This window comes from Pseudomonas orientalis (assembly GCF_022807995.1).
Classification (GTDB): domain Bacteria; phylum Pseudomonadota; class Gammaproteobacteria; order Pseudomonadales; family Pseudomonadaceae; genus Aquipseudomonas; species Aquipseudomonas orientalis_B.
Genome location: NZ_CP094351.1, coordinates 4,307,526 through 4,326,504 on the forward strand (window position 1 = coordinate 4,307,526; position 18,979 = coordinate 4,326,504).

19 protein-coding genes are annotated in these 18,979 nt (G+C 60.6%); 3 read left to right on the plus strand and 16 right to left on the minus strand.

What is annotated here, in order from left to right; all coding sequences use genetic code 11:
* Positions 1-274 precede the first annotated feature (274 nt).
* Entirely contained in the window at positions 275-1,081 is an 807-nt protein-coding gene (locus MRY17_RS19075; RefSeq protein ID WP_181284595.1) for a c-type cytochrome, read from the plus strand.
* A gap of 183 nt (positions 1,082-1,264) precedes the next feature.
* On the opposite strand, the gene MRY17_RS19080 is transcribed toward MRY17_RS19075, so the two are convergent.
* The 13 genes from MRY17_RS19080 to MRY17_RS19140 all read right to left on the minus strand — a co-directional run bounded on the left by MRY17_RS19080 (position 1,265) and on the right by MRY17_RS19140 (position 12,559).
* On the minus strand, positions 1,265-2,068 hold the full coding sequence (locus MRY17_RS19080) for a transglutaminase family protein (RefSeq protein WP_181284594.1): 804 nt from the start codon (positions 2,066-2,068) through the stop codon (positions 1,265-1,267).
* A gap of 38 nt (positions 2,069-2,106) precedes the next feature.
* Positions 2,107-3,516: a circularly permuted type 2 ATP-grasp protein gene (locus MRY17_RS19085; RefSeq protein WP_243352694.1), complete on the minus strand. Its 1,410-nt coding sequence runs from the start codon at positions 3,514-3,516 to the stop codon at positions 2,107-2,109.
* 453 nt (positions 3,517-3,969) lie between these two features.
* Positions 3,970-4,311, minus strand: a complete 342-nt coding sequence (locus tag MRY17_RS19090) for a ribonuclease E inhibitor RraB (RefSeq protein ID WP_060756266.1) — start codon at positions 4,309-4,311, stop codon at positions 3,970-3,972.
* A 212-nt stretch (positions 4,312-4,523) separates the two neighbouring features.
* A complete protein-coding gene (locus MRY17_RS19095) occupies positions 4,524-4,784 on the minus strand; it encodes a hypothetical protein (protein ID WP_104504390.1) in 261 nt (86 codons plus the stop codon).
* 79 nt (positions 4,785-4,863) lie between these two features.
* Positions 4,864-5,469, minus strand: a complete 606-nt coding sequence (locus MRY17_RS19100; protein WP_191952231.1) for an START domain-containing protein — start codon at positions 5,467-5,469, stop codon at positions 4,864-4,866.
* Positions 5,470-5,510: 41 nt separating this feature from the next.
* Positions 5,511-5,765 carry a YkgJ family cysteine cluster protein gene (locus MRY17_RS19105; protein WP_181284591.1) on the minus strand — a complete coding sequence of 85 codons (255 nt, stop codon included), beginning with the start codon at positions 5,763-5,765 and terminating at the stop codon, positions 5,511-5,513.
* 160 nt (positions 5,766-5,925) lie between these two features.
* The gene (locus MRY17_RS19110; protein ID WP_243352695.1) at positions 5,926-6,414 is read right to left on the minus strand and encodes a translation initiation factor 2; all 489 of its coding nucleotides are present in this window, start codon (positions 6,412-6,414) and stop codon (positions 5,926-5,928) included.
* A 93-nt stretch (positions 6,415-6,507) separates the two neighbouring features.
* Complete coding sequence (locus MRY17_RS19115; RefSeq protein ID WP_191952233.1) at positions 6,508-7,947, minus strand: PLP-dependent aminotransferase family protein; 1,440 nt, start codon at positions 7,945-7,947, stop codon at positions 6,508-6,510.
* Between the two features lie 870 nt (positions 7,948-8,817).
* Entirely contained in the window at positions 8,818-9,621 is an 804-nt protein-coding gene (locus MRY17_RS19120) for an OmpA family protein (protein ID WP_243352696.1), read from the minus strand.
* On the minus strand, positions 9,618-9,980 hold the full coding sequence (locus MRY17_RS19125; RefSeq protein ID WP_181283896.1) for a DUF4398 domain-containing protein: 363 nt from the start codon (positions 9,978-9,980) through the stop codon (positions 9,618-9,620). The genes MRY17_RS19120 and MRY17_RS19125 overlap by 4 nt, the downstream gene beginning before the upstream one ends.
* A 9-nt stretch (positions 9,981-9,989) precedes the next feature.
* Positions 9,990-10,805: a substrate-binding periplasmic protein gene (locus MRY17_RS19130; protein ID WP_243352697.1), complete on the minus strand. Its 816-nt coding sequence runs from the start codon at positions 10,803-10,805 to the stop codon at positions 9,990-9,992.
* Positions 10,806-10,877: 72 nt separating this feature from the next.
* Positions 10,878-11,807, minus strand: coding sequence for an electron transfer flavoprotein subunit alpha/FixB family protein (locus MRY17_RS19135; RefSeq protein ID WP_243352698.1), 930 nt, complete (start codon positions 11,805-11,807; stop codon positions 10,878-10,880).
* Positions 11,808-11,809: 2 nt separating this feature from the next.
* Positions 11,810-12,559, minus strand: coding sequence for an electron transfer flavoprotein subunit beta/FixA family protein (locus tag MRY17_RS19140; RefSeq protein ID WP_024076934.1), 750 nt, complete (start codon positions 12,557-12,559; stop codon positions 11,810-11,812).
* A 505-nt stretch (positions 12,560-13,064) separates the two neighbouring features.
* On the opposite strand from MRY17_RS19140, the gene MRY17_RS19145 reads away from it, so the two are divergent.
* On the plus strand, positions 13,065-14,729 hold the full coding sequence (locus MRY17_RS19145; protein ID WP_191955489.1) for an electron transfer flavoprotein-ubiquinone oxidoreductase: 1,665 nt from the start codon (positions 13,065-13,067) through the stop codon (positions 14,727-14,729).
* A gap of 167 nt (positions 14,730-14,896) precedes the next feature.
* Here the strand turns inward: MRY17_RS19145 and MRY17_RS19150 are convergent, their stop codons facing one another.
* Positions 14,897-15,790 (minus strand): AraC family transcriptional regulator, encoded by an 894-nt coding sequence (locus MRY17_RS19150; RefSeq protein ID WP_057721141.1) that lies wholly within the window; start codon positions 15,788-15,790, stop codon positions 14,897-14,899.
* A gap of 181 nt (positions 15,791-15,971) precedes the next feature.
* On the opposite strand from MRY17_RS19150, the gene MRY17_RS19155 reads away from it, so the two are divergent.
* Positions 15,972-17,024 (plus strand): NAD(P)-dependent alcohol dehydrogenase, encoded by a 1,053-nt coding sequence (locus tag MRY17_RS19155; protein ID WP_243353955.1) that lies wholly within the window; start codon positions 15,972-15,974, stop codon positions 17,022-17,024.
* Here the strand turns inward: MRY17_RS19155 and MRY17_RS19160 are convergent, their stop codons facing one another.
* Positions 17,025-17,828 carry an IclR family transcriptional regulator gene (locus tag MRY17_RS19160; protein WP_181283892.1) on the minus strand — a complete coding sequence of 268 codons (804 nt, stop codon included), beginning with the start codon at positions 17,826-17,828 and terminating at the stop codon, positions 17,025-17,027.
* A gap of 185 nt (positions 17,829-18,013) precedes the next feature.
* Complete coding sequence (araH, locus tag MRY17_RS19165) at positions 18,014-18,979, minus strand: L-arabinose ABC transporter permease AraH (RefSeq protein WP_181283891.1); 966 nt, start codon at positions 18,977-18,979, stop codon at positions 18,014-18,016.

Here is an 18,979-nt window from a genome sequence, read left to right on the forward strand (position 1 = left end):
AAAAGGCAGTCAGCCATGTTCAAGCATTCGAAAGTACGTCAGGCGGGACTTATTCTGTTCGCCACCACACTGATTCTGATCTTGCCCAATTTAACCAAGGTTATCGGGTGACGACGCGAGCGATCTGTTGCGTGCACCCACAGCATCGGGACTGCAGCTTTTGGCAGCACCTGCCGGGACATTGCCAATAGCGGTCCCGTTGCGGGGGCTGTCTTTTTGCGTGCGGATTTGCGCTATCGTGCCTTTCCCGCCATTTCGAACCCGGGTTCCTCCTTTGAAATTGATCCTCGCCTTTGTTGCCCTGCTGCTGGCCCTGCCCGCCTGGGCGGCGCAATTGACCATTGAACTGGACCACGCCAGCAAGACCTGGCAGACCGCGGACCTGCTCAAGCACCCCGACGCGCAGACGGTGCAGATCGTTGATGATGTTTCCTACAAGCGCACCATGGTCTATCGCGCAGTGCCTTTGGCGCTTCTCCTACCGGGTTTGAAGCCTGCGAGCCACCTGCAAGCGGTTGCTCTTGATGGTTTCGCCGCCGAACTTTCCGCCGCGCCGCTGCTGGAAAAAACCGGCGCCCGCGCCTGGCTGGCGGTGGAAGACCCGGCCCATCCCTGGCCCGCACTGGGGCAAGGCAAACCGAGCGCCGGGCCGTTCTACCTGGTATGGACCGACCCGCAGGCAGGGCATATCAGCCCGGAGCAGTGGCCGTTCCAGATCTCCAGCATCAAGCAGTTGCAGACGGTTGCCGAGCGTTTCCCCGCCTTGTTACCCGACCCCAAGTTGCCGGCGGATGACCCAGTCAATCAAGGCTTCGCGCTGTTTCAGAAGAACTGCCTGGCTTGTCATCGTCTTAATGGCGCCGGTGATGCACAAGTGGGACCGGATCTGAATATTCCCTACAATCCCACCGAATATTTCGGCGGGGATTTCCTCAAGCGGTACATCCGTGACCCGCAAAGTCTGAGGCACTGGCCGCAGGCGAAGATGCCGGCGTTCGCGACCAGTGTGTTGCCGGACAACGAGTTGAATCTGCTGGTGGCGTATTTGCAGCATATGGCGGGGCGCAAGAAACAGCCTTGAGGCTTGCGTAGCGGGCTTGCCCTAATACCAGTTGTAGGAGCGAGCTTGCTCGCGAAAAACGTCAACGATAACGCGTCCTTTCTGAATGAGCGCGGTGCCTGTGAGTTTTCGCGAGCAAGCTCGCTCCTACAGACGGTATCAGGGCAATCCCCTTCCCACATTTGGACGGCATTAAGTCTCAGATTATTGCTGCTGGACAGAAATCACCGGGGTCGGCGCCACGAACACCTTGGCATGCATCTGCTCATGCCCGCCCCCACGGCGCATGCCGCGCACCGGGCAGGCGTCCAGATAGTCCAGGCCTACGGCCAGCTTCAAGTGCCGTTCCGGCCGGGCCAGTTGGTTGGTCACATCAAAACTGTACCAGGCGTCATCCAGCCAGGCTTCGGCCCAGGCATGGCTGGCCAGGTGCGTGCTGTCTTCGGTATACAAATACCCGGATACATACCGCGCCGGTATCCCCAGGCTGCGCGCGCAGGCCAGGAACGCATGGGTATGGTCCTGGCAGACGCCCGCGTGGCCGGCGAAGGCTTCGGCCGCGCAGGTGTCGACCTGGGTGGCGCCCGGCGTGTAGCGCATCGATTGGTTCAGGGCCTGCATCAGGTCGATCAGGGCCGTGCGGTCACGCCGCTGATGACAGTGCTGCCGGGCGAAACCGCGCAGGGCTTCGTCGGGCTCGGTCAGGCGCGTGCAACGCAGGAACGGAAAGGCCGACTGGTTCTCGTGTTCGGCCTCGCGCAGCTCGTCGATATCCACCTGGCCACGGGCGCCGATGATGATGCAGTCGTGAGGTTCGTCCAGGGTCAGCACATGCAGGATGTTGCCGAACGGGTCCACTTGCGCCCGCACGGGGCGCGGCAGGTCGAGCTGCCAGCTCAGCACATGCTGGCGCTCGCTGTCGTGGGGCGTCAGGCGCAGATACTGAATGCTGGCGCGCACCTGATCTTCGTAGCGGTAGGTGGTTTCGTGGCTGATGGAGAGTCTCATGCCGCCTCCAGGTGGGAACAGTTTCTAATCGACATAGGTCAGTCCTCGACCACCCAGGTGTCTTTGGTACCGCCGCCCTGGGACGAGTTGACCACCAGCGAACCTTCGCGCAGCGCCACGCGGGTCAGGCCACCGGGCACCACGCGGGTGTCCTTGCCGGACAGCACGAACGGGCGCAGGTCGATATGCCGCGGCGCGATGCCGTTTTCAACAAACGTCGGGCAGGTGGACAAACACAGGGTGGGTTGGGCGATATAGGCGTGGGGCTTGGCCTTGATGCGTGCGCGGAACGCCTCGATTTCCGCCGCCGTGGACGCCGGGCCCACCAGCATGCCGTAGCCGCCGGAGCCCTGGGTTTCCTTGACCACCAACTCGGGCAAGTGGGCCAGGACGTGGGACAGTTCGTCGGGCTTACGGCATTGAAACGTCGGAACGTTCTGCAGGATCGGTTCTTCATCCAGGTAAAAACGGATCATCTCGGTAACGAAGGGATAGACCGATTTGTCATCCGCCACCCCGGTGCCGATGGCATTGGCCAGCACCACAGTGCCCGAGCGGTAGGCGGCCAGCAGGCCCGGCACGCCGAGCATCGAGGCCGGGTTGAAGGCCAGCGGGTCGAGAAACGCGTCGTCGAGACGGCGATAGATCACGTCCACCGCTTTGGGGCCGTCGGTGGTGCGCATGAATACGCGGTCGTCACGCACGAACAAATCGGCGCCTTCCACCAGCTCCACGCCCATTTCCCGGGCGAGGAAGGCATGCTCAAAAAACGCACTGTTGAAGCGCCCCGGGGTCAGCACCACCACGCTGGGATTATCCAGGGGGCTGGCGCTTTTCAGGGTGTCGAGCAACAGGTTGGGGTAATGGTCAATCGGCGCGATGCGCTGGGCTGCGAACAGCTCCGGGAACAGGCGCATCATCATCTTGCGGTCTTCGAGCATGTAGCTGACACCGCTCGGCGTACGCAAGTTGTCTTCCAGTACGTAGTAAGTGCCATCGCCATCGCGAACCAGGTCGGCCCCGGAGATGTGGGAATACAGATCACGGTGCAGGTCCAGGCCCTGCATTGCCAACTGGTATTGCTCGTTGGCCAGTACCTGTTCGGCCGGAATGATCCCGGCCTCGATGATGCGTTGTTCGTGGTACAGGTCGGCGAGGAACATGTTCAGCGCCTTGACCCGCTGGATACAGCCGCGCTCGACCGTTCGCCATTCGCTCGCCGGGATGCTGCGGGGGATGGTGTCGAAGGGAATCAAGCGCTCAGTGCCTTGCTCGTCCCCATAAAGCGTGAAGGTGATGCCTGCCCGGTGGAATAGCAAGTCGGCCTCGCGCCGACGCTGGGCCAGCAGTTCAGCCGGGGTGTCGGCCAACCAGCGGGCGAACTGGCGGTAATGGGGCCGGACCTGCCCTGCCCCATCGTACATTTCATCGTAATAGGTGCGGATCATGCCGTACTCCTTGTCACCCGGACGCAAGGACCTTCGCAAGGCCCATGCCAGCGGCATAAACACCTGAAAATCAAAAGGCTGGACAACCCGGGAATTCGCATCGCACCGTCCTGGTGCGTGAACTGGCCGGAGTTTCGCCGCACGCGTCATGACAATGCGGCCTCTGACTATCAACAGCATAGTCAGAGTTGATTTCACTGCCCGCCTGCACCTGCGGATAATCGTTTCCATCAGCTGAACAGGACATGTCCTACAGCTAAGCCCTTTGCACAGCCAGTACCGTATCAACTCGTGTACTGATCGGCTCCTCGATCTTCCCTTTCAGCCACCCTATTCGGGTGGCTTTTTTTTGCGTGCACACAAAGCGCGAAGCACGCTCGCGAAAACGTGCGCGGAGCGCAAACAAAATCGGCCGACCCAAGGTCAGCCGATACGCTGTGTTGCTCATAAACACTACATGGGTAACCCACGCACCTCCTGCTTGACGCCCCAGCCTTCGATGATCCCGCCAAGGGGCTCTACCACTGCTTCAAAGTCCTGCTCGAAGTCTCCTATGCCGTCGTAGGTGGCGGACATGATTTTGCTCAGTTCCAGGTACCAGGCACCATCGTCGCGGGCGCTGACCTGAGCGTTCAGCGATTCTCCACGAAATCGACCCGCAGCCCTGCGCGCCCGTTCTTCATCAGGAAAAATGGCGTAGAACTCGATGGGGTGAAAACGTGAGAAGTCGAAGCCGCCTTCTTTCATGCGGCGCAGAACGTGGGTGCTGATGTCTTCTTGATAGGCTGTGCTCATGAAACGTCCTCCTCAGACTGATGGATAGACTTTCCGTGCTTCCTGAAGCCCGCGCGCTACTGGCGCGGGTACCACGGCAATGACCACCGCAGGAAAACAAGCATGTAGCTGACAAGACCAGACCTTAGCGATTCATTCGCTGATCTCGATTGCAGAGTAGCGCGAAGCAACCACCTGCACCAGAGGCACAAGGATGGCGCCCAGGGGAATATTCATGCGGCGGGTTCGACCCTCAGGTCTTTGATGCCGTTTTGATCGTGCAGGCTCTTGACCGTGGGATCCGGAACCCGATCAGCAAGATCGTTGAGGTCCAGCTTTTCCAATACCGGCGACACGCGTACGCGCACCAACTGTGCGGCCTCTTCCAGCGTCGGCTCATGATCGCAGTCAAATTGCTCGACTACCGGCTCACCACGGTCATTGATGAAAGAAATGTTCCACTTCGGCATCGGTGCCTCCTCGATAAAACCCATGTGTGGGCTCACATCTATCTGGACCTTGAGGCTTCAGCAAACGTTCCACTCAAGGCAGGAGGCACAGGATTCGCCGCGCTTACTGCTCGGCGTGTTCCTTCAGGGCTTTCAAGGTGTTGAACGGCGCGTCCACCACAAACTTGTTGGCCAACCACGACGGCACGCTGCCGCCTGGCTCGGTGTGCACCTGGTAGGTCACTTCGGTTTCGTTGGCGCCTTTGGGCACCAGCGTCCAGGAACCTTCCACCTGGGCCACCCGCACATAGCCTTTTTCTTCAGGCTTGTAGGTCGGCACTCCCTCCAGTTTGCGCGTTACGGTGCCGGCGGCTGACTTGGTGGTGGTGACATGGATATAGGAATCACGATCCGTGACGGGGAACGGGGCCTTGAACTGGGTGTAAGTCCAGGCCTCATCGCCTTTCTTGTCGACGAGCTTCTGGGATTTGCACTCATGAATCCACTTGCAGGCGCCCGCTACGTCCTCCTGCAGTGCAACGATCTTCGCGACTGGCGCCTTGATCACCGTCACCCCGCGATAGGCCTTGTACTTTGAACCGGCCACTTCGCTCAGGGACACTTTGATCCCATCCTCGTCCTTGGCCACTTGCCAATCCTCGGCCTGGGCAGCGCCCGCGAACATCATTGTAAAGCCACAGACCACAGCCATTCGTTTCAGCGAACCCATCGATGTATTCCTTATTGTTGAAGTTCCGATAGTAAAGCCCATCAAGCCGCCGTCATCTGCTCCCACCAGCCGATCAAGCGGATCGCATCGGTCTGGTCGTTGCCGCAGACGTCGATATCTGCCTTGAAATCGCTGCACACCGCCGGCCGCTCCGGTTGGCCGAACAGCTGGCACAGGTGTTCGACCGACAAGTGCAGGCAGCGTTCGCCCGCAGGTTTGCCCTGGGGCATTCCCGGCAAAGGCGAACTGATGGAGGGAGCGATGCAGCAAGCGCCACAGCCTTCACGGCATTTCATGACCAGCAGGTCCTCGACAACTCAATGGGATGGCCGGGCTAGAGTACGCCCTTAAACAGCCGTTTTAAAATGGTCCAACAGGGGTTTTTCGTACAAAACCAAGATGACCGACCAGTCTGCGACAGATGGTCGGGAGCGGGAGTCACTGAGGGTCAGACGTTTATTGCTTGAATTCGAAATCCAGCGCGGCACCTTCCACGTCGCGCCGCTCTTCGTTACGCAATTGCAGCTTCATCTCGTTGCTGAGCAAGCGGCCGTTGATTTGAAATGCGCTGTTGTCGGAAGGTCTTTCACTGAACATCGGCGGCAATAGCGGCACGCTCTTGGGCTTGGGCATGGTGCCGATGGGTTGCAGCAGCCTGACCATGTCAGACGGCAGGGACAGATCCAACTGGGCCGGCGGCAGCTTGGTCTGGGCGACTTCGCGAGCGGACTTGGTTTTGCTCGCAATGGGTGCGCGCTTTTTCGACTTGGCGGTTTTCTTCCTGGTCTGCGTTTTTTTTACCGGTGCTGTTTTTTGCGCCGGGGTCTTCTGCTCAGTGCCTGCAGCAGACTGGGTTTGCGTCACGGGCGACGCCGCCAGCGCAGCGCCAACATTGCACAGGCTTAACAAGCCAACCATCCAGACAGCGCGAAAAATAGAGGTCATATCGCCAACAGCATTAACGGCAGAAGGCCATATGCTCGCTCGTTGTGCGCAGCATGACAAGCACGCAGATCAATCCTGTCCCCTTTGCCCCGCTCAAAAGCCCGACGCCGTCTCCTGGCACAACTGGCTGGCAAGCATGCCCAGGGTCATCAGCGCACGTTCTGCCTCGCGGTTCCACGGGGTGCCGCAATTGAGCCGGATACAGTGGTTGAACTGTTCCGTATTACTGAAAATCAACCCCGGCGCGATACTGATGCCCTGTTGCAGGGCGCGCACATGCAGTTCCTGGGTATTGACCCTTCCCGGCAAACTGACCCACAAAATAAAGCCGCCGGTCGGGCGCGTCATCTGTGTGCCTTCGGGGAAATACTGCTGCACTGCCAGTTGGAAGGCGCTGAGATTCTTGCGGTATTCCTGGCGAATGTAACGCAGGTGCCGGTCGTAACCGCCGTTCTCCAGGTAAGCGGCAACGCCCATCTGGGTGACGCTGCACGCCGAGTGGGTGCTGAACATCTGCAGACGCTGGATTTCCTGCTGGTACTTGCCGGCAATCATCCAACCGATGCGCACCCCAGGGGACAAGGTCTTGGAAAAACTCGAGCAATAGATGACTCGGTCAAGCCGGTCATAGGCTTTGAGGGCCTTGGTGCGGCCCAGTTCGAACATCAGCTCGCCGTAGATATCGTCTTCGACGATCTGGATATCGAAATCCGAGGCCAGCCGCAACAATTGTTTCTGCCGCTCTTCGGGCATGGTGCCGCCCAACGGATTGCTCAGGCGCGTAGTCAGCACCAGCGCCTTGATCGACCACTGGTTGGCCGCCAGTTGCAGGGCTTCCAGGCTCATGCCGGTGGCCGGGTCGCTGGGGATCTCGATAACCTTGAGGCCCAGCAGGTCGGCCAATTGCAGCAAACCGTAATAGGTCGGGGACTCGGCGGCGATCAGGTCGCCGGGGCGCGTCAGCACGCGCAGAGACATTTGCAGCGCATCGACGCAGCCGTGGGTGATCACCACGTCGGAGGGGTCCACCACCACGCCGGCATCGCGCATGCGAATCGCCACCTGACGTCGCAGCGGTTCAAAACCCGGGCTGAACATGTAGCTGAAAGCACGCGGGCTCTGAAAGCGTGTGACCTTGGCCAGCTGCTGGTGCAACGCCCGTACCGGCAGGTAATCCACACTCGGCACCGCCGCGCCCAGTGGGAACACGCCTTCACGGCGCGACTCGACCAGCACTTGCTGGATGATGCTGCTGCGGGTGACCAGCCCAGGACGTTCAACCCGCGCGATGTCCGGCGTTGGCGCCGTGAGCGCCGGTGTCTGGTGCACGTAATAACCCGATTGCGGTCGCGCCCGGATCAGCCCCTGATCTTCCAGATTGGCATAGGCCTGCAATACCGTGGCATGGCTCACATTGAGCTGGGAGCTCATCTTGCGCACCGAAGGCACACGCTCCCCCGGCTGATAGACACCACGCCGGATGTCCTCAGCCAATTGCTGGGCAATACGTTGGTAGAGCAACAGATTGGTCATGACGCAGCACTCGATTTCACGGGTATTTTATTTTTGTGTGAAACATACCGGCACAGTTTAGAAGTGTACGGGGACAGTTGCCACAATAGTCGAGCGCGGGCCGCAGTGACAGAAAAAACTGTAAGGGCGTACACCTGACGAAATGTGGGAGGGGCTTGCCCCCGATGAGCATAGGTATCTGCACAGCTTTGATATGACACCGACATGTGGCGGGGGAGCTAGCTCCCGATGGCGGCCTCTGGGCTGACCAGGATGTTGGTGTCGATCCCGGTCCAAATGTGGGAGGGGCGGTGCGACGATTCGACTTGCCCCCGATGACGGCCTCTGGGCCGACCAGGATGTTGGTGTCGATCCCGGTCCAAATGTGGGAGGGGGCTTGCCCCCGATGGCGGCCTTAGGGCCGACCAGGATGTTGGATCAGACCGAGTACATATCCATTATTTAGGTCACGGCCACTTAGGGTTCCGCTTTTACAGCGGCTCACTTTTGAAAAGCGCAAAAGTAAGCAAAACGCTCTTGCCCCACCACTCGGCACCTCGCTTGGGCTCGGTGTGCCCGAACGCAGGCTTGAATCCGTGGGCCGCCGCAATGGGCCATCCATGGCCCAGTGCGGCTAACCCGGCGTCCTGCCGGGTTACCCACGGATTCAAACCTGCGTTCGGCCAGCGTGGTTTAACGGGGCGCCTGAGATCAAGATCAAAAGCAGATCAAGATCAAGAGCGACTCGCTTCGCATCGTGGTTACGGTTGAACGCTACAGAGTTGTGTAGATGCCTACGCCCCGATGAGGGAGTGTCAGTAGGCACATCTGTGACTGGCCCCCTGCAATCGGGGGCAAGCCCCCTCCCACATTTTGATCCGGGCTTGGTTCTTAGCGAGCGGCGCCCAGTTGGCCTTTTTCGTCGGAGAACACAATTTCCACTCGGCGGTTCTGCGCACGGCCACGCTCCGAAGCATTGGCCTCCACCGGGTATTTGTCGCCATACCCCTCAACCTGGATGCGTTTCTCGTCGATCCCCAGGTCGACCAGCACATCGGCCACCGCCTGAGCGCGGTCGCGGGATAGGTTCAGGTTGTCGTGTTCGCCCCCGGTATCATCGGTATAGCCCTCGATGCGCACCTTGCGCCTGGGGTTCAGTTGCAGGAACTGCACGACCTTCAACACCGTACGGTTGGCTGAGTTCTGCAACTCGGCTTCGCCGGTATCGAACAGTACGTCACCCAGGGTCATCACCAGGCCACGCTCGGTCTGTGTGGTCAGGCTGGCGATTTGCTGTTCGACCCACTTGCCCTGCTGCTGCACGCTGGCCAACTTGCTTTCACGCAACGCCAATTGCAGGCGCTGGCGTTCCAGCTCGAGTTTGGCAAGGCGCTCGGCGTTCAGCCCCTGCTCGGTGTGCTCACGGGCGATGGCACTGTAGCGCTGGCTCAGGTAGGCGTAATGCACCACGTCGGCGCCGCTGCCCCAATAGCTGGACAGGCGATCGGCACGCGCCAGGGACTCCCCGGCGCGGATCACATCCTTGGGCGCGAAACGCAATACATTGGCGTCTTCCTTGACCAACTGAAAGTCACTGCCGGCCTGCTGCAATGCCTGCTCGCTGCTGGGTTGGCTGGCACAGCCGCCCAGCGCCGCGCTGCTGAGCAGTAATGCAACACTCAAACCGCGGATCATTGGGCTTCTCCCAACTGCAACTGCTTGCGCAGGCGCGCGATGCGGGTATTAACCACGTTCAATTGTTCCTGGCTCTTGGCGGTCAGCACTTTGGCCTCGGCCAGACGTGCATCCAGCTCGGCCTGTTCGGCGCGCATGCGGGCATGTTTGTAGGACTGGTCGGCCATGTTGCCTTTGGCCCTGGCAAATTTGTCTTCGGCCAGTTTCAGCTCGGGCGATTCATCGGTATTGGCGCCGACCGCGTTGGCTTGCTCAACGGCTTGCTGGGTCAGGCGCATCTGTTCAGTCGGCGCAGGATCGGTGGCACATCCCGCCAGAGCGACAACGGCCAGGGCCGCGTAAAGAGGTCGAAGAGTCACTGAAAATCCCTACTTTGTTGGGGTGCCGACAGATTGTTGCAATTGCGCCTTCCAGCGCTCGATATTGCGCTGCAACGCGGCTTCCGCGGCACCGGACGCGGGCAATTCTGTCATCTTTTTTGCCAACTGTCCGCGCAGCCACGGATCATTGCAGGCTGAATTGTGGGATATGGCCAGGTACAGGCCGGGCTGGTCGATCGGTATGTCGCGCGCGGCCAGGTCATTGTGCATGCCCAGGGTCTGGACCATGGCCATGCCGGAATAGCGGCTGGCGAGCACATAGTCAACCTCCCCCAGCAACAGCTTCTGGAACGCCGGCGTCAGGCTGGGCAGACGCTGCAGGCTCAGTTGCTCGCCGGCAAAGGTGTCGAACCCTGCACTCAGGCGAGCACGCTCCGATGCGGCGCCCTTATGGCCGTGCAAGTCGGCAGCGGTGGTATAGACCAGGGGCGAGTCCTTGCGCGTCCACACCAGGTAATCGATCTGCATCAGCGCCGGGTGTATGTAGTCGAGGTTTTCCAGCTCGCCGAGGTTCAACGGCGCATCGGCGAGGATATCCATGCGCCCGCTGCGCACTTCCTCCAGCGCCAGGGAGCGCTTGCCGCCGTAAAGCAGATCGATTTTCAGACCCAGGTCCGTGGCCACTTGTTGCAGCACATCGGCGGTGGCGCCGATCAGGTGAGTCGGGTCCTGCGGGTCGCGCCACAGCAACGGCGGCGCATCCGGGCTGCCGGTAATGACCAGACGCTCGCATTTGCCGGCCGCCAGCGACAAGGTCGGCAGCAGCGTAAGGCCCAGCAGCGGGATCAGGGAACGCAGTTGCATGGCGAGGTGCTCCAACACGTCAAAAAAAAGCCCGGTCACAAGACCGGGCTCTTTATAAGTGAAGCGACTGGATTAGACCAGCTTCTCCAACTCGGGTACGGCTTCGAACAAGTCCGCCACCAGGCCATAATCAGCCACCTGGAAGATCGGTGCTTCTTCGTCCTTGTTGATCGCAACGATCACCTTGGAGTCTTTCATACCGGCCAAGTGCTGGATCGCGCCGGAGATACCGACAGCAATGTACAGCTGTGGCGCAACGATCTTGCCGGTCTGGCCGACCTGCATGTCGTTGGGTACGAAGCCTGCGTCGACGGCCGCGCGGGAAGCGCCGACCGCCGCGCCCAGCTTGTCGGCCAGGGCGTACAGGTGCTTGAAGTTGTCACCGTTCTGCATGCCACGCCCGCCGGAAACGACGATCTTGGCAGCGGTCAGCTCCGGGCGATCCGACTTGGCCAGCTCTTCGCCGACAAAGCTGGAAGTACCGGCGTCGTGGGCGGCAGCGACGGCTTCAACGGTAGCCGAACCGCCTTCAGCGGCCACCGGGTCGAAACCGGTGGCGCGTACGGTGATGACCATGACCGCAGCGTTGGACTGCACGGTAGCGATGGCGTTACCGGCGTAGATCGGGCGCTTGAAGGTGTCGGCGCTTTCAACCGAGATGATCTCGGAGATCTGGTCAACGTCCAGCTGCGCGGCAACGCGTGGCAGGATGTTTTTGCCGTTGGAAGTGGCGGCGGCCAGGATGTGGCTGTAGCTCTTGCCCAACTCTGCAACCAGCGGCGCAACGTTTTCCGGCAACTGATGCGCGTAGGCGGCATTGTCGGCGTTGAGCACTTTGCTCACGCCGGCGATTTTGGCTGCGGCTTCGGCTACCGGGCCAGCGGCTTGACCTGCAACCAGCACGTGGATGTCGCCACCGATTTTAGCGGCAGCGGCCACGGTGTTCAGGGTGGCCGGGGCCAGCACCTTGTTATCGTGTTCGGCGATTACGAGGATAGTCATGTTCAGATCACCTTCGCTTCGTTTTTCAGTTTCTCGACCAGTTCAGCCACCGACTTGACCTTGATGCCCGCGCTGCGTGCAGCCGGTGCTTCAACCTTGACGGTCTTGTTGGTGGAGGCGGTGGAAACGCCCAAAGCATCCGGAGTCAGCACTTCAAGCGGCTTCTTCTTGGCTTTCATGATGTTCGGCAGGGACGCGTAGCGCGGCTCGTTCAAACGCAGGTCGGTAGTGACGATGGCCGGCAGTTTCAGGGAAACCGTCTGCGCGCCGCCGTCGATTTCACGGGTGACCGCAACGCTGTCGCCACTCACTTCGACTTTGGAAGCGAAAGTGCCCTGACCGTAACCGGTCAGTGCAGCCAGCATCTGGCCAGTCTGGTTGTTGTCGCTGTCGATGGCTTGTTTGCCGAGGATCACCAGTTGCGGCTGTTCCTTGTCGACAACGGCCTTGAGCAACTTGGCCACGGCCAGGGAGGTCAGCTCTTCAGCGGACTCGACCAGGATAGCGCGGTCGGCGCCCAGTGCCAGGGCGGTACGCAATTGCTCCTGGGCAGTGGTCGGGCCGATGGAAACCACGACGATCTCGGTCGCCACGCCTTTCTCTTTCAGGCGTACGGCTTCTTCCACGGCGATTTCACAGAATGGGTTCATCGACATCTTGACGTTAGCAAGGTCGACGCCGGAATTGTCCGCCTTGACGCGAACTTTCACGTTGTAATCGACAACGCGTTTGACAGCTACAAGAACCTTCATGGATTCCTCGTTACTCTCCGGTGAAAAGAAAGTCGCCTAGGCGAACCTGGCGGTTGATGCTCATCGGCACACAAGGGCACCTCCAAAACGGTCGGCGGATGACCCAGCGATGGAGAAGTAATGACCGTTCGTCAGGGGTGACCGAGAAGTCATTCTTAATCGCAGCGTGTAAACTGCGCGCCATAATTGCGCGCGCGTCACCTGTCTTGCTTTTGGACGTGCTCTTGAAACCAGCAGTCTGCCTACGGTCAGCGCAAAACCGACCGTATATTGACCGGAACGTCTATTCTGGTCAATACGGCAAAATGGTCAGTCATAAGCCGCGTTGCTTTGATTTACCTAGCCTGCGGGCAATTCAAACAAACGTTTGTATTGGACGCTGCCGGTGGTGTAGATATAATGCGCCACCTAGAGAGAAAGGTGGGTCGTGCCGTTGCAGCATGACGCTACCGAACCTCCAACCATTAGAAAAAAAGCCCGTTGAGCCTTGAGTAGGAGATAGCCTGTGGAACGCGAATACATGGAATTCGACGTGGTCATCGTCGGCGCCGGCCCGGCGGGCCTGTCCGCCGCCTGCCGACTGAAGCAGAAGGCCGCCGAAGCCGGTAAGGAAATCAGCGTCTGCGTGGTCGAGAAAGGCTCCGAAGTGGGCGCACACATCCTCTCCGGTGCCGTGTTCGAACCACGCGCCCTGAACGAACTGTTCCCGGACTGGAAAGCACTGGGCGCCCCGCTCAACACACCGGTCGTGCGCGACGACATCTATGTACTGCGCAGCAGCGACACCTCCAGCAAGGTTCCCGACTTTTTTGTGCCCAAGACCATGCACAACGAAGGCAACTACATTATTTCCCTGGGCAACCTGTGCCGCTGGCTGGCCCAGCAGGCCGAGAACCTGGGCGTGGAAATCTACCCAGGCTTTGCCGCTCAGGAAGCGCTGTTCGATGAAAACGGCGTGGTGCGCGGCATCATCACCGGTGATCTGGGCGTCGACCGCGAAGGCAAGCCCAAAGAGGGCCTGTACACCCCGGGCATGGAGCTGCGCGGCAAGTACACGCTGTTCGCCGAAGGCTGCCGTGGGCATATCGGCAAGCAACTGATCCAGCGCTTCAACCTGGACAGCGACGCCGATGCCCAGCACTACGGCATCGGCCTCAAGGAAATCTGGGAAATCGATCCGGCCAAACATCAGCCGGGCCTGGTGGTGCACACCGCCGGTTGGCCGCTGGACATCATGGGTAACGAGAACACCGGTGGCTCGTTCCTGTATCACCTGGAAAACAACCAGGTGGTGGTCGGCCTGATCGTGGACCTGTCCTACAGCAATACTTTCCTGTCGCCCTTCGACGAGTTCCAGCGTCTCAAGCATCACCCGGTACTGGCCCAATACCTGGAAGGCGGCAAGCGCGTCAGCTATGGCGCACGCGCGATCTGCAAAGGCGGCCTGAACTCGCTGCCCAAGATGGTATTCAAGGGTGGCGCGCTGATCGGTTGCGACCTCGGCACCCTGAACTTCGCCAAGATCAAGGGCAGCCATACCGCGATGAAGTCCGGCATGCTCGCGGCCGACGCGGTAGCCGACCGCCTGTTTGCCGAATCCGAAGGCGGTGATGAACTGACCGCGTATGTCGACAGCTTCAAGGCCAGTTGGTTGTACGAAGAACTGTTCGCCAGCCGCAATTTCGGCCCGGCCGTGCACAAATTCGGCGCCATCCTCGGCGGCGGCTTCAACTGGCTCGACCAGAACATTTTTGGCGGCAGGATTCCTTTTACCCTGCACGACACCAAGCCGGACTACGCCTGCCTCAAGCTGGCCAAGGACAGCCAGAAGATCGATTACCCCAAACCCGACGGCAAGCTGAGCTTCGACAAGCTGAGCTCGGTGTTCATCTCCGGTACCAACCACGAAGAAGAGCAGCCGTGCCACCTGAAGCTCAAAGACCCGAGCATCCCGATCGGCACCAACCTGCCGCTCTACGATGAACCGGCGCAGCGTTACTGCCCGGCCGGCGTGTATGAAGTGGTGACTAAAGAAGACGGCGAAAAGCGCTTCCAGATCAACGCCCAGAACTGCGTGCACTGCAAGACCTGTGACATCAAGGACCCTTCGCAGAACATTACCTGGGTTACGCCGGAAGGTGCGGGCGGACCGACTTACCCGAATATGTAAAGCCAACTGAGGCTCCCAATTGGGAGCCTTTTTTGTGGGCGACACAGATCAAGTGTGGGAGGGGGCTTGCCCCCGATGACGGTGTATCAGTTAGCAATCTGTGGCTGACCCACCGCTATCGGGGGCAAGCCCCCTCCCACATTTTGACTCCAGAGTGTCAGCAAGATTTAGGCGGCCCGTTCTTCGCCGGGGTTACGCAGGAAGTAACGCTTGTACTCACGACTGAACTGCGACGTACTCTGATACCCCACGCTATGCGCCGCCTGCGCCACGCCCATGCCGTCGACCAGCAACAGCTGCTGGGCCTTGAGTAACCGCAGGCGCTTGAGATACTGCACCGGCGACAACAGCGTGCAGCGCTTGAAGTGTTCGTGAAAGGTCGACGCACTCATGTGCGCAAAACCAGCCAGCGTCTCGATATTCAGCGGTTCGGCGTAATGGGCATGCAGGTGGTTCAGGGACGTGGCAATGCGCGAAAACTGCCCCTGCTGCTCCACCAATGCACGCAACACATCGGCCTGGGGACCACGCAACGCGGTGAACAATAATTCACGCACCCGCGCCGGCCCCATGATCCGGCTCTCCAGCGGATCGTGCAGGCACTGCAACAGCCGTTCGACGCACCCGCGCATGGCGTCATCGAGCACCACCGAACTCATCGACTCCAGGGTCTGCGCCGCCGGCGGCGGTCCGGCTTGCATGCCCATCGCCATGACCAATTCCCCCAGCACCACTCGATCAATGCCGACCGTCACGCCGAGCAACGGCGCCCCGGGGGCCATGGCAAACGTCTCGCACTCGAACGGCACCGGCATGGCCTGGATCAGGTAATGCCCGGCGCCATACTCCAACGTACGCGGGCCCAGATAGGCGACCTTGCTGCCCTGAGCCACGAACATCAGGCTCGGCTCGTAGATCTGCGGCCCACGCGCCACGTCGCAACTGGCACGCAACACCTTTACGCCAGGCAAGTGAGTCGGCGAAAAGCCGTCGCGGGAGGCAAGCCCCTCGATCAAGGAAACCAGGGTGGCGTTGGCGTCGAGATGGCGGGTCAACAGCATGGCAAAAAACTTCGCGAAAAAGGGATAAGAACATCATCGCAGGTCTGGCGCCACATGCATCCAAACAAGGGGCACTGTCGGACGAATAGGCATGAGACTCGGAGCAATCGCCATGGCCGCACGCAAGGTCAATGAGGAGAATGGCCCGCCTCACTTTTCAATGCAGTTGCGAGGTTTCCCTATGTACACCGCTATCGGTTACGCCGCCCAGTCGGCCACCACTCCCCTCGCCCCCATGTCGTTTGAACGCCGCAGCCCGCGCGCCGATGACGTGGCCATCGAGATTCTCTACTGCGGCGTGTGCCACTCCGATATCCACCAGGCGCGCAATGAATGGGGCATCGCGGTATACCCGCTGATGCCCGGCCATGAAATCGTCGGCAAAGTCACTGCCATCGGCGCCAGTGTTACTGCGCACAAGGTCGGTGACCTGGTCGGCGTGGGCTGCATGGTCGATTCGTGCCGTCACTGCGACGCCTGCCAATCGGATCTGGAGCAATACTGCCTCGAAGGCCCGACCATGACCTACGCCACCCCGGACCGCGTTGACGGCAGCAACACCATGGGCGGCTACTCCGACAGCATCGTGGTCAGCGAGCACTTCGTGGTGAAGATTCCGGCCAGGCTCGACCTGGCCAGCGCCGCACCGATTCTCTGCGCGGGCATCACCACCTACTCGCCGCTCAAGCACTACGGCGTGAAGGCCGGCGACAAGGTCGGGATTCTCGGCATGGGCGGCCTGGGCCATATGGGCATCAAGTTCGCCAAGGCCATGGGCGCCGAAGTGACGCTGTTCACCCGCTCGGCGAGCAAGGCTGAAGAAGGCCGCCGCCAGGGCGCCGACCATGTGATCGTGTCCACCGATGCCGAGCAGATGAAAGCCGCCGCCGGGCACTTCGACTTCCTGCTCGACACCATCCCGGTGCAGCATGACCTGAACCCCTACCTCGACGTTCTGCGCTTTGACGGCGTGCATATCCTGGTCGGCCTGATCGAGCCGGTGGACCCGCCCGTCAACGCCGCCAAACTGGTATTGGGCCGTAAAGTGCTGGCCGGCTCGCTGATCGGCGGCATTGCCGAAACCCAGGAAGTCTTGGATTTCTGCGCCGAACATGGGATCACTTGCGACATCGAGATGCTCGACATCCGCCAGATCAACGAGGCCTACACCCGCATGATCGCCGGTGATGTGAAGTATCGCTTCGTCATCGACATGGCGACCCTGAAGGCCTGATCAGGCCTTCGCGCCCAGTTGCGCCGAGAGCCGGGCCGCGACCTGTTTGATCACAGGGATCAGCTCGGCCATTTTCTCCAGCGGCATGTAGGGCACGGTACTGGCGATGCTGATGCCGGCGACGATTCGCCGGCTGGCATCGCGCACCGGTGCCGCGACGCAACGGATCGACGGTTCGTTGTCTTCCAGGTCAAACGCATAACCGCCCACCACGTATTCATGCATGCGCTGCTCGAACTGCGCCCAGGACTGCTCGGGGTGCTGCGGCCATTGCAGGTTCCTGCCCCCCGCCGGCAGGCTGACTTGGTACAGGCGCTGCCATTCCTCCACACTGTCATCGAGCATCAACGCCTTGCCGATGCCGGTGCGCGCCAGCGGCATGCGATGGCCCACTCGCGAGCGCATTTCCGGCCCATTGCGGCCGGGGTTCTTGTGCAGGTAGAGCACCTCGTCGTATTCGCGAATTGCCAGGTGAATGGTGTCGCCGGTGAGGGCTGACAACTCGTCCAGGTAAGGCACCGCCAGGTTGACCAAGGGCAGCTCTTCGCGCGCCTGGAACCCCAGCTCGATAAGCTTGGGCCCCAGCAGGTAACCGACCTGCGGCACCACGCGCAGGTAACGCTCCTCCACCAGGCAACTGGCCAGGCGGTGAGTGGTGCTGCGGGTGGTGCCGATACGCCGGGCGATCTCTTTCAGATCCCGCGCGCCGGCCGCCACCGCCTGCACCACGCCCAGGCCACGCAGCAGGGTCTGGGTGCCGGTGGGGGCTGCGTCTTTGACGGGGGAGTGAGCGTTTTCCTGCATGTCGGGCCTATTGGGAAGTACGAAAACGGCGCCATTATGGCAAAAGCTGCCCTCCTGAACACGGGCATCCAATGTGGGAGGGGGCTTGCCCCCGATTGCTGTGGGTCAGTTGATGCATCTGTAGCTGATCCACCGCTATCGGGGGCAAGCCCCCTCCCACATTTTGATCCTCATATGGCTCGGGATCAGCGTTGCTTCATGCGGTCGATGATGACCGCCAGCAGCAGGATCGAGCCGCGGATCACGTACTGGTAAAACGTGTCGATGTTCTTCAGGTTCATCGCGTTCTCGATGATCGCCAGGATCAGCACCCCGGCAATCACATGGCGGATCATGCCGATACCGCCGCTCAACGACACCCCGCCCAGCACGCACGCCGATATCACCGTCAGCTCGAAACCCTGGCCGATCATCGGCTGGCCCGAGGTCATGCGCGAGGCCAGGATCACCCCGGCCAGCGCGCCGATCAGACCGTGTACGGCAAAGATGATGATCTTGGTGCGATCAACGTTGACCCCCGCCAGCAGCGCCGCTTCCTGGTTACCGCCAATGGCCATGGTGTTGCGCCCATAGGTGGTGTAGTTGAGCAGCCAGCCAAAGAACACAAAGCACAACACGGTAATGATGATCGGCACCGGCACGCCCAGCAGTTGGCCGTTGCCGAACACGAAGAAGCCTTCATCCATCACCCCCACCGCCTTGCCGTTGGAGAAGATGTAGGCCAGGCCGCGTACGATCTGCATGGTCGCCAAGGTCGCGATCAGTGCGTTGATGCGCAGTTTGGCGATGACGATGCCGTTGATCAGCCCCACCACCAGGCCCATGGCCAGGGCAGCCGACACGCCGAGCATCACGCTGTCGGTGTCGCGGATCACAATGCCCGCCACTACGCCGGCGCAGGCGATCACCGAGCCCACCGACAAGTCGAAATGCCCCGACGCCAGGCAGAACAGCATGGTGCACGCGGCGATGCCCACGGTGGAAATCGCCAGGCCAAGGCCGCGCATGTTCAGGGGTGAAAGGAAGTTGTCGATGAACAACGCGCTGAGCACAAAGATGCCCAAGGCGGCCAATAACATCACCCAGTCATCGAGAAACTTGCGTTGGTTGAACCCTGGCCAGAAGCCTTTTGCCGTTTTTACCTGAGACAT

What these genes read in the sequence shown, in the direction of transcription:
- MRY17_RS19130 (WP_243352697.1), bottom strand. Translation starts at nt 10,805, where the DNA reads ATGCAACTGCGTTCCCTGATCCCGCTGCTGGGCCTTACGCTGCTGCCG.
- MRY17_RS19140 (WP_024076934.1), bottom strand. Translation starts at nt 12,559, where the DNA reads ATGAAGGTTCTTGTAGCTGTCAAACGCGTTGTCGATTACAACGTGAAA.
- araH (WP_181283891.1), bottom strand. Translation starts at nt 18,979, where the DNA reads ATGTCTCAGGTAAAAACGGCAAAAGGCTTCTGGCCAGGGTTCAACCAA.
- MRY17_RS19085 (WP_243352694.1), bottom strand. Translation starts at nt 3,516, where the DNA reads ATGATCCGCACCTATTACGATGAAATGTACGATGGGGCAGGGCAGGTC.
- MRY17_RS19090 (WP_060756266.1), bottom strand. Translation starts at nt 4,311, where the DNA reads ATGAGCACAGCCTATCAAGAAGACATCAGCACCCACGTTCTGCGCCGC.
- MRY17_RS19105 (WP_181284591.1), bottom strand. Translation starts at nt 5,765, where the DNA reads ATGAAATGCCGTGAAGGCTGTGGCGCTTGCTGCATCGCTCCCTCCATC.
- MRY17_RS19115 (WP_191952233.1), bottom strand. Translation starts at nt 7,947, where the DNA reads ATGACCAATCTGTTGCTCTACCAACGTATTGCCCAGCAATTGGCTGAG.
- MRY17_RS19100 (WP_191952231.1), bottom strand. Translation starts at nt 5,469, where the DNA reads ATGGGTTCGCTGAAACGAATGGCTGTGGTCTGTGGCTTTACAATGATG.
- MRY17_RS19135 (WP_243352698.1), bottom strand. Translation starts at nt 11,807, where the DNA reads ATGACTATCCTCGTAATCGCCGAACACGATAACAAGGTGCTGGCCCCG.
- MRY17_RS19150 (WP_057721141.1), bottom strand. Translation starts at nt 15,790, where the DNA reads ATGCTGTTGACCCGCCATCTCGACGCCAACGCCACCCTGGTTTCCTTG.
- MRY17_RS19155 (WP_243353955.1), top strand. Translation starts at nt 15,972, where the DNA reads ATGTACACCGCTATCGGTTACGCCGCCCAGTCGGCCACCACTCCCCTC.
- MRY17_RS19080 (WP_181284594.1), bottom strand. Translation starts at nt 2,068, where the DNA reads ATGAGACTCTCCATCAGCCACGAAACCACCTACCGCTACGAAGATCAG.
- MRY17_RS19120 (WP_243352696.1), bottom strand. Translation starts at nt 9,621, where the DNA reads ATGATCCGCGGTTTGAGTGTTGCATTACTGCTCAGCAGCGCGGCGCTG.
- MRY17_RS19160 (WP_181283892.1), bottom strand. Translation starts at nt 17,828, where the DNA reads ATGCAGGAAAACGCTCACTCCCCCGTCAAAGACGCAGCCCCCACCGGC.
- MRY17_RS19110 (WP_243352695.1), bottom strand. Translation starts at nt 6,414, where the DNA reads ATGACCTCTATTTTTCGCGCTGTCTGGATGGTTGGCTTGTTAAGCCTG.
- MRY17_RS19095 (WP_104504390.1), bottom strand. Translation starts at nt 4,784, where the DNA reads ATGGGTTTTATCGAGGAGGCACCGATGCCGAAGTGGAACATTTCTTTC.